At 60.1% G+C, this 14,568-nt stretch carries 15 protein-coding genes; 2 read left to right on the forward strand and 13 right to left on the reverse strand.

The window, feature by feature from the left end; all coding sequences use genetic code 11:
* Positions 1-104 precede the first annotated feature (104 nt).
* Positions 105-1,292, reverse strand: a complete 1,188-nt coding sequence (gene nhaA, locus U367_RS0126310; RefSeq protein WP_028619247.1) for a Na+/H+ antiporter NhaA — start codon at positions 1,290-1,292, stop codon at positions 105-107.
* A gap of 216 nt (positions 1,293-1,508) precedes the next feature.
* Between nhaA and U367_RS0126315 the strand changes: the two genes are divergently transcribed.
* The gene (locus U367_RS0126315) at positions 1,509-2,603 is read left to right on the forward strand and encodes a PLP-dependent cysteine synthase family protein (RefSeq protein WP_028619248.1); all 1,095 of its coding nucleotides are present in this window, start codon (positions 1,509-1,511) and stop codon (positions 2,601-2,603) included.
* A gap of 94 nt (positions 2,604-2,697) precedes the next feature.
* Here the strand turns inward: U367_RS0126315 and U367_RS0126320 are convergent, their stop codons facing one another.
* The 3 genes from U367_RS0126320 to U367_RS0126330 form a co-directional block, all read right to left on the reverse strand.
* Complete coding sequence (locus U367_RS0126320; protein ID WP_028619249.1) at positions 2,698-4,311, reverse strand: NAD(P)/FAD-dependent oxidoreductase; 1,614 nt, start codon at positions 4,309-4,311, stop codon at positions 2,698-2,700.
* A gap of 106 nt (positions 4,312-4,417) precedes the next feature.
* Positions 4,418-5,089, reverse strand: coding sequence for a COG3650 family protein (locus U367_RS0126325; protein WP_028619250.1), 672 nt, complete (start codon positions 5,087-5,089; stop codon positions 4,418-4,420).
* 96 nt (positions 5,090-5,185) lie between these two features.
* The gene (locus tag U367_RS0126330; RefSeq protein ID WP_028619251.1) at positions 5,186-5,785 is read right to left on the reverse strand and encodes a short chain dehydrogenase; all 600 of its coding nucleotides are present in this window, start codon (positions 5,783-5,785) and stop codon (positions 5,186-5,188) included.
* 104 nt (positions 5,786-5,889) lie between these two features.
* On the opposite strand from U367_RS0126330, the gene U367_RS0126335 reads away from it, so the two are divergent.
* Entirely contained in the window at positions 5,890-6,798 is a 909-nt protein-coding gene (locus tag U367_RS0126335) for a LysR family transcriptional regulator (protein WP_028619252.1), read from the forward strand.
* Here U367_RS0126335 and U367_RS0126340 read toward each other — a convergent pair.
* The 9 genes from U367_RS0126340 to U367_RS0126380 form a co-directional block, all read right to left on the reverse strand.
* The gene (locus U367_RS0126340; RefSeq protein WP_028619253.1) at positions 6,795-7,280 is read right to left on the reverse strand and encodes a DoxX family protein; all 486 of its coding nucleotides are present in this window, start codon (positions 7,278-7,280) and stop codon (positions 6,795-6,797) included. The two genes, U367_RS0126335 and U367_RS0126340, sit on opposite strands and share 4 nt — an antisense overlap.
* Positions 7,277-8,053, reverse strand: a complete 777-nt coding sequence (locus tag U367_RS0126345; protein WP_028619254.1) for an HvfC/BufC N-terminal domain-containing protein — start codon at positions 8,051-8,053, stop codon at positions 7,277-7,279. Before U367_RS0126345 ends, U367_RS0126340 begins: the two co-directional genes overlap by 4 nt.
* Positions 8,050-8,928 (reverse strand): MNIO family bufferin maturase, encoded by an 879-nt coding sequence (gene bufB, locus U367_RS0126350; RefSeq protein ID WP_028619255.1) that lies wholly within the window; start codon positions 8,926-8,928, stop codon positions 8,050-8,052. The genes U367_RS0126345 and bufB overlap by 4 nt, the downstream gene beginning before the upstream one ends.
* 23 nt (positions 8,929-8,951) lie before the next feature.
* Complete coding sequence (locus U367_RS0126355; RefSeq protein ID WP_010212367.1) at positions 8,952-9,248, reverse strand: BufA1 family periplasmic bufferin-type metallophore; 297 nt, start codon at positions 9,246-9,248, stop codon at positions 8,952-8,954.
* Between the two features lie 247 nt (positions 9,249-9,495).
* The gene (locus tag U367_RS1000000132610; RefSeq protein WP_017844798.1) at positions 9,496-10,197 is read right to left on the reverse strand and encodes an ABC transporter ATP-binding protein; all 702 of its coding nucleotides are present in this window, start codon (positions 10,195-10,197) and stop codon (positions 9,496-9,498) included.
* Between the two features lies 1 nt (position 10,198).
* Entirely contained in the window at positions 10,199-10,966 is a 768-nt protein-coding gene (gene livG / locus U367_RS0126365; RefSeq protein ID WP_010212365.1) for a high-affinity branched-chain amino acid ABC transporter ATP-binding protein LivG, read from the reverse strand.
* The gene (locus U367_RS0126370) at positions 10,963-12,216 is read right to left on the reverse strand and encodes a high-affinity branched-chain amino acid ABC transporter permease LivM (RefSeq protein WP_028619256.1); all 1,254 of its coding nucleotides are present in this window, start codon (positions 12,214-12,216) and stop codon (positions 10,963-10,965) included. The genes livG and U367_RS0126370 overlap by 4 nt, the downstream gene beginning before the upstream one ends.
* On the reverse strand, positions 12,213-13,136 hold the full coding sequence (livH, locus tag U367_RS0126375) for a high-affinity branched-chain amino acid ABC transporter permease LivH (RefSeq protein ID WP_028619257.1): 924 nt from the start codon (positions 13,134-13,136) through the stop codon (positions 12,213-12,215). Before livH ends, U367_RS0126370 begins: the two co-directional genes overlap by 4 nt.
* Positions 13,137-13,362: 226 nt before the next feature.
* Entirely contained in the window at positions 13,363-14,490 is a 1,128-nt protein-coding gene (locus U367_RS0126380) for a branched-chain amino acid ABC transporter substrate-binding protein (protein ID WP_028619258.1), read from the reverse strand.
* Positions 14,491-14,568 lie beyond the last annotated feature (78 nt).

Genomic DNA, 14,568 nt, shown 5'->3' on the forward strand with positions numbered 1-14,568 from the left:
ACGTATGGACGTTCCTGCGAGACAGCTTCGATGACCTGTAAGGTCTGAGGAGTGGAGCCGCCTCGGTCAATCCGAGGCGGCTTTTTGGTTTTCGGTCTGTCAGTTCAACCCTGAAGCGTGGCCTTCTTACGACTCGCCATCGCCGTCACCGCATAACCAATACACGCCGCCAGAATCGATCCCGTCAAAATCCCCATCCGGTCCTCACCGGCAAACTCACTGGCACCCGGCACAAATGCCAGCGAACCGACAAACAGGCTCATGGTAAAGCCGATGCCACACAGGATCGCCACGCCAAACACCTGGCCCCAGTTCGCGCCGCTGGGCAGGGCGGCAAGGCCGGTCTTGATCGCCAACCAGGTGAGGCCAAACACACCCACGGTCTTGCCGATCAGCAGGCCAGCGGCGATGCCCATGGGCACGTGATGGGTGAAGCTTTCCAGGCTGACGCCAGTCAAGGATACGCCGGCGTTGGCGAAGGCAAACAGCGGCAAGATGCCGTAGGCCACCCACGGGTGCAGCGCATGTTCCAGTGTGAGCAGTGGCGAGGGTTCGGCGTTTTTGGTGCGCATCGGGATGCAGAAGGCCAACGTCACACCGGCCAGCGTCGCGTGAACACCACTCTTGAGTACGCACACCCACAGGATCAGTCCAATGATCAGGTACGGCCCGAGCTTGATTACGCCCAGGCGGTTCATGGCAATCAAGGCAATCAAGCAGGCACCCGCGCCCGCCAGTGCAGCGCCGGACAGGTCGGCGGAGTAGAACACCGCGATGACGATGATCGCGCCCAGGTCGTCAATGATTGCCAGGGTCATCAGGAACAGTTTCAGCGACACCGGCACACGCTTGCCCAGCAAGGCCAGCACGCCCAATGCGAAGGCGATGTCGGTGGCCATGGGGATCGCCCAGCCGGAGAGTGCGGCGGGGTAATCCTTGTTGATCGCCCAGTAGATCAGCGCCGGCACGACCATGCCGCCGATAGCCGCCGCGCCTGGCAGCACCACTTGCGAGGGCTTGGACAGGTGGCCGTCGAGCAATTCACGCTTGACCTCCAGGCCGATCAGCAGGAAGAACAAGGCCATCAGGCCATCGTTGATCCACAGCAAGGCCGGCTTGGCGATTTTCAACGCGCCGATCTGGGCCACCACCGGTACGTCGAGAAACGCAGCGTACAAGTGCGACAAAGGTGAATTGTTGATGATCAACGCCAGGGCGGCAGCCGCGATCAACAACAGACCGCTGGCGGCTTCCAGCTGGAAGAAACGGGTAAAAGTGCTACGCAGAGGCAAGGGATGCTCTCCAATCCAGATTCAATAGGTGGGTACCCTAACCCGTACGGTTAGTTGTTAAAACAAAAGTTATATTCTTATTTGTTATAAGCAGCTGTTTGGCATGACGTTGCGCCTAAGCCTAGCAATTGTGTGTCCGATTGAGTCGGTACTGTATCTGTGTGAGGCGTAGGAAACCCCCTAAAATCAGGGCTTACACCTTTAGAGAAACTCTCCATGAGCGATCAACGACCCTGGGCACGCGAAGCCATTCGTATCATTGAAGCAGACTTCCAGCGCAGCGCCGACACGCACCTGATTCCCTTGCCGCTACCGGGGTTGCCGGGTATCGAGTTGTACTTCAAGGACGAGTCCAGCCACCCCACCGGTAGCCTGAAACATCGGTTGGCGCGTTCGCTGTTTTTGTACGCGTTGTGCAATGGCTGGCTCAAGCCGGGCGCGCCGGTGATCGAGGCGTCCAGTGGCTCGACAGCGATTTCCGAAGCCTACTTCGCGCGCTTGCTCGGTTTGCCGTTTATCGCGGTGATGCCGGCTACCACCTCCCAGGAGAAAATCGCGCAGATTGCCTTCTACGGCGGCAAAAGCCACCTGGTACAAGATCCCACGCAGATCTACGCCGAATCCGAACGTCTGGCGCGGGAAAGTGGCGGTCACTTCATGGACCAGTTCACCTATGCCGAGCGCGCCACCGACTGGCGGGCAAATAACAACATCGCTGAGTCGATCTTCCAGCAGATGCGCTTCGAGCAGCATCCGGAACCGAGCTGGTTGATCTCCAGCCCCGGCACTGGCGGCACGACCGCGACCCTTGGTCGTTATGTGCGCTATCGCCAGCACCGCACCCGCGTATTGTGTGCCGATGCCGAGCGTTCAGTGTTCTTTGATTTCTATCAGAGCGGCGACGCCAGCTTGCGCCTGGACTGCGGTTCACGCATCGAAGGTATTGGCCGACCACGGGTTGAGGCATCGTTTCTGCCCAAGGTAATCGATGCGATGGTCAAGGTGCCGGATGCGCTGTCGCTGGCGGCCATGCACTACCTGGCCGAGCGCTTGGGGCGGCGGGTCGGTGGTTCCAGCGGGACCAACCTGGTTGGCGCTTTAGTGGCAGCGCAGCAGATGAAAGCGGCGGGGGAATCGGGTTCGATCGTGGCGATCTTGTGTGATGGCGGTGAACGCTATGCCACGACTTACTACGATCAGGCCTGGTTGGCAGCGCAGGGGTACGGGTTGGAGGACTTGATTGCGGCCGTTGCGGCCAGTGTCGAGCGGGGCGAGCCGTTGCCGGACAGCATCCTGCGCGCGAATATCTGACACCCGGCAAAAAACAGTGGGGGAGCGGGCTTGCCGGCGATAGCGTCCTCAAGATCGCCGTCGCCGGCAAGCCGGGCTCCTCCAAGGGAAGGTGTCAGGCCTCGATGCCCAACATATCCCGTGCCAACGCCTCGGCAATCCGAATCCCATCCACGCCTGCCGACAGAATCCCTCCGGCATAACCGGCACCTTCACCGGCCGGGAACAGGCCTTTCACGTTCAGGCTCTGCATCGATTCGTTACGGGTAATTCGTAGCGGCGACGAGGTGCGCGTTTCAATACCGGTCAACACGGCGTCGTGCAGCGAGTAGCCCTTGATCTGCTTCTCGAATGCCGGCAAGGCTTCACGGATCGCTTCGATGGCAAAATCGGGCAAAGCCAGCGCCAAGTCGCCCAGGGATACGCCAGGCTTATAAGACGGTTCCACGCTGCCGATCGCCGTGGACGGCTTGCCGGCGATGAAGTCACCCACCAGTTGCGCCGGCGCCTCGTAGTTGCTGCCGCCGAGGACATAAGCGTGGGATTCCAGGCGCTCCTGTAGCTCGATACCCGCCAGCGGGCCACCCGGGTAATCCACCTCAGGCGTGATACCGACCACGATGCCGGAGTTGGCATTGCGCTCGTTACGCGAGTACTGGCTCATGCCGTTGGTGACGACACGGCCCGGCTCGGAAGTCGCCGCGACCACGGTGCCGCCTGGGCACATGCAGAAGCTGTAGACCGAGCGGCCGTTCTTGGCGTGGTGCACCAGCTTGTAGTCGGCGGCGCCAAGTTTTGGGTGGCCGGCGTATTTGCCCAGTCGCGCGGCGTCGATCAAGGATTGTGGGTGCTCGATACGGAAACCCACCGAAAACGGCTTGGCTTCCATGTACACACCACGGCCGTGGAGCATACGGAAGGTGTCGCGGGCGCTGTGGCCCAGTGCCAGGATCACATGCTTGGACAGGATCTGCTCGCCGCCATCGACGACGACGCCGTTCAACTGGCCGTCTTCGATCAGCACGTCGGTTACGCGCTGCTCGAAGCGAACTTCACCGCCCAGGGCGATGATTTGCTCGCGCATGTTCTCTACCACGCCGGTCAGGCGGAACGTACCGATGTGCGGCTTGCTGACGTAGAGGATTTCTTCCGGCGCACCGGCCTTGACAAATTCGTGCAGGACTTTGCGGCCGTGGAATTTCGGGTCCTTGATCTGGCTGTACAGCTTGCCGTCGGAAAAGGTCCCGGCGCCGCCCTCACCGAACTGCACGTTGGACTCGGGGTTGAGCACGCTTTTGCGCCACAGGCCCCAGGTGTCCTTGGTGCGCTGGCGCACTTCCTTGCCGCGTTCGAGAATGATCGGCTTGAAGCCCATCTGCGCCAACAACAAGCCGGCGAAGATCCCGCACGGGCCGAAACCCACTACGATTGGACGCTGCGTCAGGCCTTCCGGCGCCTGGCCCACGACTTTGTAGCTGACATCCGGCGCCGGGTTGACGTTGCGGTCATCGGCAAACTTGAGCAGCAGGGCGGCTTCACCCTTCACGTTCAAGTCGATGGTGTAGATGAAGCACAGCTCCGAGGATTTCTTGCGGGCGTCGTAGCTACGCTTGAACAGGGTGAAATCGAGCAAGTCATCACTGGCGATGCCCAAGCGCTGCACGATGGCGGGCCGCAGGTCTTCTTCGGGATGGTCGATGGGCAGCTTGAGTTCGGTGATTCGTAACATGACAGGATCCGGTAGGCGGCGGGCTCGGAGGCCGGCTGTTTTGCAAACCGGCGATTATAAGCCCCAATGGTGGTTTCCCGTCATGTTAAAACAGCACGGCGTGGCGTCAGTCGTCGCGCGAGCCGCCGAACGACGCACAACCGCGCTGCACCTGCCCGTTGACGCGCAGCTCGGCGGTCATGTGTTGTAGGCTGCCGCTGACCGGGTCGACGCAACGCTGCGGGGCGACCCACAATTCCACGTGTTGATTATTGGCTTCAGTCATCAGGTTGAAGCGGCCATCGCCGATTTGCTCTTCCACATAAGGCACCGCCAATGGCGGCTGGCCTTCGCGTTCCAGCACCAGGCCCTTGGCGGTGACGTTCATCACCCAGGTCGGTTTGTGGCCGTTGGCGCGCAGGATCATGCGTTTGAAGTCCGGGTCGTTGCAGGCCGAAGTCGAGCGCTCGACGCGGTAAAGTTGTTGCAGGTCGACGCTGCCCTCGGTGCCGCTGGCAACCCCGGAGAACTGGCCACGCAGGTCGGCAAACAACGCGCCTTGCTCGCCGGCAAGCGAAGCCGCTTCCTGCAGGATGCTGGTGCCGCCGGTGTCTTTGACTACATAGCTGCGTTTGTCGCCACACGGCTGGAACAGCAGTTTGCCGCCGACCGCCGTGAGCTCGCCCTGCATGCGGGTCAGCCCGGCCGTAGAAGGCTTGGCCGGAGCGTTATCGAACATCTGGCAGGCGCCAAACAGGGGAAGCAAGGCAAGTAGAGCAAGGGTATGGGCGGCACGCATCATCGAGTCTCCAGACAAGTGCCGCCACGTTACGCAGGCCTGCGCCGTACCACAACCCTGCCCGCAAGGTTCAGGCAATTCTGACAGGCAGCCTGATCACCCTACGATAAAGGTCTGACCGGTTTGCAGGCCCTCCACGCTTTTTGCGTAGGCCAACGCCACATCGGCGCCTGGCGCCGGTTTGTAGCCACGGAAGTACGGCGCGTAGCTGTCCATGGCTTCCAACAGGACCGTCGGACTCACCGAGTTGATACGCAGGCCACGTGGCAACTCGATTGCCGCCGCTTTGACGAAGGCATCCAGCGCGCCATTGACCAGTGCCGCCGAGGCGCCGGTGCGGATCGGGTCGCGGTTCAGAATGCCACTGGTGAAGGTGAACGAGGCGCCATCGTTGGCGTATTCGCGGCCGATCAGCAGCAGGTTGACCTGGCCCATCAGCTTGTCACGCAGGCCCAGTTCGAAGTCGCTTTCGCTCATGTCGCCCAACGGTACGAAGTTCACGCTACCTGCTGCGCAGACCAGGGCATCGAACTTGCCTGTCTGCTCGAACAGTGTGCGGATCGACGCGCTGTCGCTGATATCCACCTGGAAGTCGCCGCTGTTGCGGCCGATGCTGATCACGTCGTGACGCTGAGCCAGTTCTGCCTTGACCGCCGAGCCGACTGTGCCGCTGGCGCCAATCAATAGGATTTTCATGGTGCTGTTCCTCCAGGGGGTAAGTGAGGGTTCAGTCTAGAGTGGCTTTTTCTGCGGATAAACGCGCTAATAGGCAACCTTTGGTTTTCAAATGGAAACAATCCATGAGTGAGATGGATGACCTGGCGGCGTTTGCCGTGCTGATCGAGGCCGGCAGTTTCACCGTGGCTGCTGAGCAACTGGGCTGCAGCAAAGGGCAGTTGTCCAAGCGGATCAGCCAGTTGGAAGCGCGGTTTTCCGTGGTCTTGCTGCACCGCACCACGCGCAAACTCAGCCTGACAGCCGCGGGTGCGGCGTTGCTGCCCCAGGCCCAGGCATTGGTGGTGCAGGTGGATCGCGCCCGACAGGCATTGGCGCGGCTCAAGGACGACCTGGCCGGACCGGTGCGCATGACGGTGCCGGTGTCGTTGGGCGAGACCTTCTTCGACGGGTTGTTGCTGGAGTTTTCCAAGCAGTACCCGCAGGTGCAGATCGAGTTGGAGCTCAACAACAGTTATCGCGATCTGGCGCGGGATGGTTTTGATTTGGGGGTACGCTCAGGCGCGATTGAAAACGAGCGCCTGGTGGCCAAGCCGCTGCTGGCCTGGCATGAGATGACATGCGCCAGCCCGGCGTACCTTGAACAACATGGCGAGCCACAGACCCCGGCCGACCTGGCCACGCACACTTGCCTGCTCAACAGCCATTACAGCGGGCGTGAAGAGTGGCTGTACCACCAGCAGCACGAGTTGCTGCGGGTGCGGGTCAGCGGCACGTTTGCCTCAAACCACTACAACCTGCTGAAAAAGGCCGCGCTGGTGGGCGCCGGTATCGCGCGGCTGCCGTCCTATGTGCTTCCTGCAGAATTGGCTGACGGCCGCTTGCGCTGGCTCCTGCGCGATTATCAGACACGGAGCATGCCGATGTACCTGGTGCATCCCTATCAGGGTGGTTTGCCGCGCCGCACCCAGGTGTTGGCCGATTACCTGGTGGATTGGTTCAAGCGTAGCGGCGAGGCGCTGGATCGGCTTTAAGCGCAGCGACGGGCGATCAGGTGATCGATGGACAGACGTCCCGGCCCTTTGGCCACGAGCAGCAATAGCAACGCGATCCAGGTGCCATGAGTCGGGTAGGCGTCCGGGTAGACGAACAACTGGATCACCAGGGTCATACCGATCAGGGCCAAGGCTGAGAAGCGTGTAGCGAAGCCCACCAGAATCAACACCGGAAAAAAATGCTCGGCAAATGCCGCCATGTGCGCCGCGATTTCCGGTGACAGCAACGGCACGTGGTATTCGCTGCGAAACAACGGCAATGTCGAGGCCGCCAATTTGGGTTCGCCGAATTGGAAGGTGCCGCTGATCAAATCAATCGCGAAGCCTTCGACTTTGGTTTGCCCGGATTTCCAGAACACCGCGGCGATGGAAAAGCGCGCGAGAAAAGCGATCAGGCTGTAAGGGATCTGTTCGAAAAGCGCGATGACCCGGTTGATCAGGCACGACGGACGAGTATTCATGGCGACACCTTTTGTTCTGGATGCAAATGAGTGATGGCGCTGTGGTTTATCAGCAGCGTCAGGCATTGGTGCAGGTCAAACTCGGCGGACGTTTCAAGCGTCTGCTCCACGGCTTTTTCCAAAGGCGTGCCCTGGGCCAGGCTGTCGATAAACGTGACTGAGCCGTGGTCGATCGCTAACACCTGAACTTCCAGGCCCCGACGCATGACCAGCGCACCCTGGGCGTGCCAGGGATTCAGAGTGGCCAAGCCGCCCTCGGCCTGGTGCGCGGCCCAGATGGATACCACCGCATAGGCTGAAGTCAAAGTGGCGAGGGAGGGATGCAGTTGCAGGCGCAATGTCCCCAGGTCTGTCTGGCCTTGCAGCGCTTGGAGAACCGTCTGCTGGTCCATCGGCGGGGTATCCGCTGCGTGATAGGCGCGTACGCGCAAGCGTTCCAGGCGCGCGACATCGGCCAGGTAGGGCACGCTGGTGGCAGGCTCGAAATCCTGGATAAACGCCGCGAACGCACTGCCGTACTCGCTGATCAACGGGTTGGTGGGTGGGCAAACCTGTACAAACAGGCCGGCCATCGCTCGGAAGAACTTTTCGCCCACCAGTTGCAATGTCACCGGATAAGCCGTTGCCAGCGCGTTGATCAACGAGCTGTGCACATTGTTGCGATACACCACGAAGCGGCTGGCGGGGTCGGCACCATTGCTGCTGAACAGGCCATCGGGACAAGCCAGGTCCGGCGCCAATAATGCCTCGGCGAAATCGTCATGCAGGCTCATGGGTTCACCTGCGACAGATGCCAGTCAGCCCGTTGAGCCTCGGCCAGCAGTACGCCAAACGCCGGCACCTGGTTATCCCGCTCGATCAGGGTTGCTACCGAGCCGACCTGCGCCAGTACTTTTTCGTACAGCTGCCACACGGCGTTATCGATAGGTGCGCCGTGATCATCGATCAGCAAGCGATCACCGAGGCTGTCAGTGTCTTCGGCAAAACCGGCCAGATGAATCTCGCCCACCGCGTGCAATGGCAACGCGTCGATGTAGGCAAGTGGATCGCGTTGATGGTTGATGCACGACACGTAAACGTTGTTTACATCCAGCAGCAAACCACAGCCAGTGCGGCGAATGATTTCGCTGATGAAGTCAGTCTCGTCCTGGGTTGAGCGCTGGAATTGCAGATAAGTCGACGGATTTTCCAGCAGCATGGGGCGCTTGAGGGTGCTCTGCACCTGGTCAACGTGTTCGCATACCCGTTGCAGGGTCGCGCTGTCGTAGGCCAGGGGCAGCAGGTCATTGAGGAACACCGGGCCGTGGCTTGACCAGGCCAGGTGTTCGGAAAAAGAGTGGGGTTGATAGCGTTCGATCAGCGCGCCCAACCGTGCCAGGTGCGCACGGTCCAGCGGGCCATCGCCGCCGATGGACAGGCCCACGCCGTGCAAGGACAGCGGGTACTGCTCTCGGATCAACCCCAGGTAATGATGAAACGGGCCGCCGGCCACCATGTAGTTTTCGGCGTGCACTTCAAAAAAACCGATGTCGGGCAAGGTCTCCAGCACGTCCATGAAATGCTCATGCTTGAGCCCCAGCCCGGCCCGACGGGGGAGGCCGGGCGCCTGAGCCTGGGAGACGGCTTGCAGGGATGAAAGGGTCATCATCAGTACTCAGGTTTTGCGAGGTTTCAGGACTTGGCGGTGAAGGCTGCTTCCTGGCCGAAGCCGGTCGGCGAGGTGGAGCTTGGGGTTTTGAGGCAGGTGCCGGCCGGGACCAGTTTCCAGGCGTTGGCTTGATCCTTGGTTTTTGAGGTGCCGGCGCAGGAAGTGCCTGCACCCGCGGCGCAATCGTTCTTGCCGGCCTCAGCGACGCCGAAACATTTCTGCATGTCGTCGGCAGCGTGGGCGGTGGTGGCCAGGGTCGACAGGCTCAGGGCGGAACCGAGGGCCAGGACGAGGGTGGCGGCGGACAGTTTGGTAGTCATGGTGTATCTCCAGCAGTGGGTTGAGTTGGCGGGCTTGAATGCCTGCTTGTACCACTAGAGAGGGGGGGATGGGATTCGTTACACCGGCTTCAAAAAAATTAAAAATTTCGCTTCACGCAAAACAAATGTGGGAGCGGGCTTGCTCGCGAATACGGTATGTCAGTCACTGCATCGTTGACTGATCCACCGCATTCGCGAGCAAGCCCGCTCCCACATTGTTCAAGCCGGTTCCTTCAGCAAGAAAACCTTAGCCGCCCAGATATGCCTCGCGCACCTTTGGATCGGTCAGCAACTGTTCGCCAGTGCCTTGCATCACCACCCGGCCATTTTCCAGCACATAGGCACGGTCAGCGATTTTCAGCGCCTGGTTGGCGTTCTGTTCCACCAGGAACACCGTCACACCGTCCTTGCGCAGCTGTTCGATGATGTCGAAGATCTGCTGGATGATGATCGGTGCCAGGCCCAGTGAAGGTTCATCCAGCAGCAATAGCTTGGGTTTGCTCATCAGCGCCCGGCCGATGGCGAGCATTTGCTGCTCGCCGCCGGACATGGTGCCGCCGCGCTGGCTGAAGCGCTCCTTGAGCCGAGGGAACAGGTGCAGCACCTTGTCCATCTGCTCCTGGTAATCGCCCTTGTCGGTGAAGAACCCACCCATGGCCAGGTTCTCCTCCACCGTCAGGCGTGAGAACACACGACGGCCTTCCGGTACCACCGCGATGCTCTTGCGCATGATGTGTGAGGATTGCTGGCCCACCAGTTCTTCACCCATGTAGCGGATGCTGCCGCTGTGGGCCTGGGGCGAACCGCAGAGGGTCATCAACAGGGTCGATTTGCCGGCACCGTTGGCGCCGATCAGCGTGACGATCTCACCCTGGCGCACTTCGACGTTGACGCTGTGCAGGGCCTGGATCTTGCCGTAAAAAGTGGAAACGTTTTCGAATTGCAGCATTTTACGCTTCCCCCAAATAGGCTTTGATCACTTCAGGATTGTCGCGGATCTGCTCCGGCGTCCCGTTGGCCAACGGTGTGCCCTGGTTGATCACCACGATGTGGTCGGAAATGCTCATAACCAGTTTCATGTCATGTTCGATCAACAGCACGGTGGCGTTGTTTTCTTCACGCAACACGCTGATCAGCGCCTTGAGGTCTTCGGTTTCCTTGGGGTTCAGGCCGGCGGCTGGTTCGTCGAGCATGAGGATCCGCGGACGGGTCATCATGCAGCGGGCGATTTCCAGGCGACGTTGCTGACCGTAGGCCAAGGTGCCGGCCGGGCGGTTGGCAAACTCGGTCAGGTTGACCTTGTCCAGCCAGTACTCGGCGTACTCCATGGCCTCGCGCTCGCTCTTGCGGAACGCCGGGGTCTTGAACAGGCCTGCGAAGAAGTTGGTGTTCAGGTGACGGTGTTGGGCGATCAGCAGGTTTTCGACCGCCGTCATGTCCTTGAACAACCGTACGTTCTGGAAGGTCCGCACCACGCCCTTGCGGGCGATTTCGTGACCGGCCAGGCCCTGGATCGGCTGGCCGTCCAGCAGGATGCTGCCACCGCTCGGCTTGTAGAAACCGGTGAGGCAGTTGAACACCGTGGTCTTGCCGGCGCCGTTCGGGCCGATCAGTGCCACAACCTGTTTTTCTTTCACGGTCAGGGCCACGCCGTTGACTGCCAGCAAGCCGCCGAAGCGCATGCTCAGATTTTCGACTTTCAGGATCTCGCGGCTCATTTGCGCAGCTCCATGTGTGGACGTTGCATGGGCAGCAGGCCTTGAGGACGCCAGATCATCATCAGCACCATCATGGCGCCGAACATCAACATGCGGTATTCGCTGAACTCACGCATCAATTCCGGCAGCAGGATCATCACGATTGCTGCCAGGATCACGCCCAATTGCGAGCCCATGCCACCCAGTACCACGATAGCGAGGATAATCGCCGACTCGATGAAGGTGAACGACTCCGGCGTTACCAGGCCTTGGCGAGCGGCGAAGAAACTGCCGGCGAAACCGGCAAAGGTTGCCCCGAGGGTGAAGGCCGAAAGCTTGATGACTGTCGGGTTCATGCCGAGTGCACGGCAGGCGATTTCATCTTCACGCAGCGCTTCCCATGCACGGCCGATCGGCATGCGCAGCAGGCGGTTGATCACGAACAGTGCAGCCAGTGCCAGCAGCAGTGCCACCAGGTACAGGAACACCACTTTGCTCACCGGGTTGTAGTCGATCCCGAAGTACTCGTGAAAGGTCTGCATGCCTTCTGCGGCGCTACGGTCGAACGTCAGCCCGAAGAACGTCGGCTTGGGGATGCTGCTGATACCGTTGGGGCCGCCGGTGATATCCGTGAGGTTACGCAGGAACAGTCGGATGATTTCACCGAAGCCCAGGGTCACGATCGCCAGGTAGTCACCGCGCAGGCGCAGTACCGGGAAGCCCAGCAGGAAGCCGAACGTTGCCGCCGCCATGCCCGCCAAGGGCAGGCAGATCCAGAAGCCCCAGCCCAGGTAGTGCGAGAGCAGCGCGTAGGTGTAGGCACCTACGGCGTAGAAACCCACGTAACCCAGGTCGAGCAAGCCGGCCAGGCCGACCACGATGTTAAGGCCGAGGCCCAGCAACACGTAGATCAGGATCAGGGTGGCAATATCGACCGCGCCGCGCGAGCCGAAGAACGGCCAGATCAACGCGGCAACGATCAGGCCGATGATGATGTAGCGCTGGGTACGCGGCAGGGTCAGGAATTGACTGACCTTAGGCGATACCAGAGGGCCACGGTTGCCCTTGAACAAGGCACCGACCTGCTGGGTGAACAGCACACGCAGGAACATCAGCACCGAGCACAGGGCGATGATGGTCAGGGTCACGGGACCGGTGCCATGCACTTCCAGGTTGATGCCGACAATGCTCAGCTTGAGGCCGAGTACGGGGAACGCAACCGCCCAAACCAACAGCGCGCTGAAGAACGCCGATTTAAGATATCTGCTCATACTTTCTCAACCTCCGGACGGCCCAGGATGCCGGTCGGACGGAACAACAGCACCAGAACCAACAGGCCGAACGCCACGACGTCCTTGTACTGGTCGCCGAAGATATCGGCGCCAAAGGCTTCGGCCACACCCAGCACCAGGCCACCGAGCATCGCGCCCGGGATACTGCCGATGCCGCCCAAAACCGCCGCAGTAAAGGCCTTGAGGCCTACCAGGAAACCGGCGTTGGGGTTGATCACGCCGTACTGCATGCTCAGCAGCACCGCCGCAACGGCTGCCAATGCGGCGCCGATCACGAAGGTCAGGGCGATAATGTTGTTGGTGTTGATGCCCAGCAGGTTGGCCATCTTGATGTCTTCGGCACAAGCCCGGCAGGCGCGCCCCAGACGGGAGCGGGAGATGAACAGGGTCAGGCCGAGCATCGCCACCAGGGTGACGACAAAGACCAGGATCTGCATGTACGAAATCAGCACTTCTTGTGCGCCACCTGGGCCGAAGGAGATGCTCCCCGGGATCAGGTTGGGAATGGACTTGTCCTTGGAGTCCTGGGACAGCAATACGGTGTTCTGCAGGAAAATCGACATGCCGATGGCGGAAATCAGCGGGATCAAACGGTTGCTGCCACGCAAGGGACGATACGCAACGCGCTCGATGCTGTAGCCATAGGCACTGGTCACGACGATCGACGCAAGGAACGCGGCGGTCATCAACAGCGGCAGGGAGTGGATACCCATCATGGCCAACCCGGCAAGGGCGATAAAGGCCACGTAGGAACCAATCATGTACACCTCGCCATGGGCGAAGTTGATCATTCCAATGATGCCGTAAACCATTGTGTAGCCAATGGCTATCAAGGCATAGGTGCTGCCAATGGTCAGGCCATTAACCAGCTGTTGGAAAAAATGATAGATCTCAGGCATTACAGCGCTCCTAAAAACCCGATACGCATTTCACTGGTGGAGTCATTTCCGGCCTGTGCCCTGTTCTGTGACCAGGTTGCACAAAGCGTTTGCCAGCGAACCGCTGGTGACGGTTTTAAGATTTTCAGGTGAGCCAGCGCCCGGATCGCGGGTGACAGGCCCATAAACCTCGTAAAACAAAGCCCACTGCTCTCACAGTGGGCTTGTTGGACCAGTAACGCCTGGCTTACTGAGGGGAAACTTCGGTTTTTGGTTTACCGAAGTGCCATTCGTAGACCACGAATTTGAAGTCCTTCAGGTCGCCCTTGGCGTCGAAGCTCAGATCGCCGGTAGGGGTCTTGAAGGTGCCCGCGTGGATGGCGGCTGCCACTTTGGCGGTGTCTTCGCTCTTCGCAGCGGTAATACCGCCGGCGATCACTTCAATGGCCGAGTAGGCTGGGAACACGAACGGACCGGTTGGGTCCTGCTTGTTCTTGGCGAACTCTTCAACGATGGCCTTGTTGGCCGGGTCGGTGTCGAAGGATTTAGGCAGGGTCACCAGCAGGCCTTCGGATGCGCCCTGGGCGATTTGCGAGATAGAGTCGTTGCCGACGCCCTCTGGACCCATGAACTTGGCGTTCAGGCCTTTTTCCTTGGCTTGGCGCAAGATCAGGCCCAGCTCAGGGTGGTAGCCGCCGTAGTAGACGAAGTCGACGTTGGCTTGCTTGAGTTTCTGGATGATCGAGGAGAAGTCTTTGTCGCCGGCGTTCAGGCCTTCGAAGACGGCAACCTTGGTGCCTTTCTTCTCGAGGGTCTGTTTAACGGCGGTGGCGATGCCTTCACCGTACTGCTGCTTGTCGTGCAGTACGGCAACGATCTTCGGCTTCACGTGATCGGCGATGTAGTTGCCGGCCGCCGGGCCTTGGGCGCTGTCCAGGCCGATGGTGCGGAAGATCAGCTTGTAGCCACGGGCGGTGATTTCCGGGCTGGTGGCAGCCGGGGTAATCATGATCACGCCTTCGTCTTCATAGATGTCGGAGGCGGGTTGAGTGGAGCTGGAGCAGAGGTGACCGACCACGAACTTGACGCCGTCGTTGACCACTTTGTTGGCGACGGCAACGGCTTGTTTAGGATCGCAAGCGTCGTCGTATTCCTTGGCCTCAAGCATCTTGCCGTCGACGCCGCCCTTGGCGTTGATGTCGGCGATGGCTTGTTTGGCACCCATGAATTGCATGTCGCCGTATTGCGTCACTGGACCGGTTTTAGGACCTGCGATACCGATCTTGATGGTGTCGGCTGCGAACGAATGGCCGGCAACCCCAGCCAGGACCATAGCGGCAAACAGTTTGGAAATCTGCTTAGTAGCCTTATTCATAGTGCTCCACTCTTACTGTTGTATTTTTTATAGTTCTAGCGGCCTTGTGAGCTGCAGAACCGGATCAGATATCTCGGA

Origin of the sequence: Pseudomonas canadensis, assembly GCF_000503215.1 — a bacterium.
Taxonomy (GTDB): Bacteria; Pseudomonadota; Gammaproteobacteria; order Pseudomonadales; family Pseudomonadaceae; genus Aquipseudomonas; species Aquipseudomonas canadensis.

Bases quoted from the DNA above. Each gene is read 5' to 3' on its own strand.
- U367_RS0126355 (WP_010212367.1), bottom strand. From the start codon at position 9,248: ATGACTACCAAACTGTCCGCCGCCACCCTCGTCCTGGCCCTCGGTTCC.
- U367_RS0126370 (WP_028619256.1), bottom strand. From the start codon at position 12,216: ATGAGCAGATATCTTAAATCGGCGTTCTTCAGCGCGCTGTTGGTTTGG.
- U367_RS0126335 (WP_028619252.1), top strand. From the start codon at position 5,890: ATGAGTGAGATGGATGACCTGGCGGCGTTTGCCGTGCTGATCGAGGCC.
- livH (WP_028619257.1), bottom strand. From the start codon at position 13,136: ATGCCTGAGATCTATCATTTTTTCCAACAGCTGGTTAATGGCCTGACC.
- bufB (WP_028619255.1), bottom strand. From the start codon at position 8,928: ATGATGACCCTTTCATCCCTGCAAGCCGTCTCCCAGGCTCAGGCGCCC.
- U367_RS0126320 (WP_028619249.1), bottom strand. From the start codon at position 4,311: ATGTTACGAATCACCGAACTCAAGCTGCCCATCGACCATCCCGAAGAA.
- U367_RS0126380 (WP_028619258.1), bottom strand. From the start codon at position 14,490: ATGAATAAGGCTACTAAGCAGATTTCCAAACTGTTTGCCGCTATGGTC.
- livG (WP_010212365.1), bottom strand. From the start codon at position 10,966: ATGAGCCGCGAGATCCTGAAAGTCGAAAATCTGAGCATGCGCTTCGGC.
- U367_RS0126340 (WP_028619253.1), bottom strand. From the start codon at position 7,280: ATGAATACTCGTCCGTCGTGCCTGATCAACCGGGTCATCGCGCTTTTC.
- U367_RS1000000132610 (WP_017844798.1), bottom strand. From the start codon at position 10,197: ATGCTGCAATTCGAAAACGTTTCCACTTTTTACGGCAAGATCCAGGCC.
- U367_RS0126330 (WP_028619251.1), bottom strand. From the start codon at position 5,785: ATGAAAATCCTATTGATTGGCGCCAGCGGCACAGTCGGCTCGGCGGTC.
- U367_RS0126315 (WP_028619248.1), top strand. From the start codon at position 1,509: ATGAGCGATCAACGACCCTGGGCACGCGAAGCCATTCGTATCATTGAA.
- U367_RS0126345 (WP_028619254.1), bottom strand. From the start codon at position 8,053: ATGAGCCTGCATGACGATTTCGCCGAGGCATTATTGGCGCCGGACCTG.
- U367_RS0126325 (WP_028619250.1), bottom strand. From the start codon at position 5,089: ATGCGTGCCGCCCATACCCTTGCTCTACTTGCCTTGCTTCCCCTGTTT.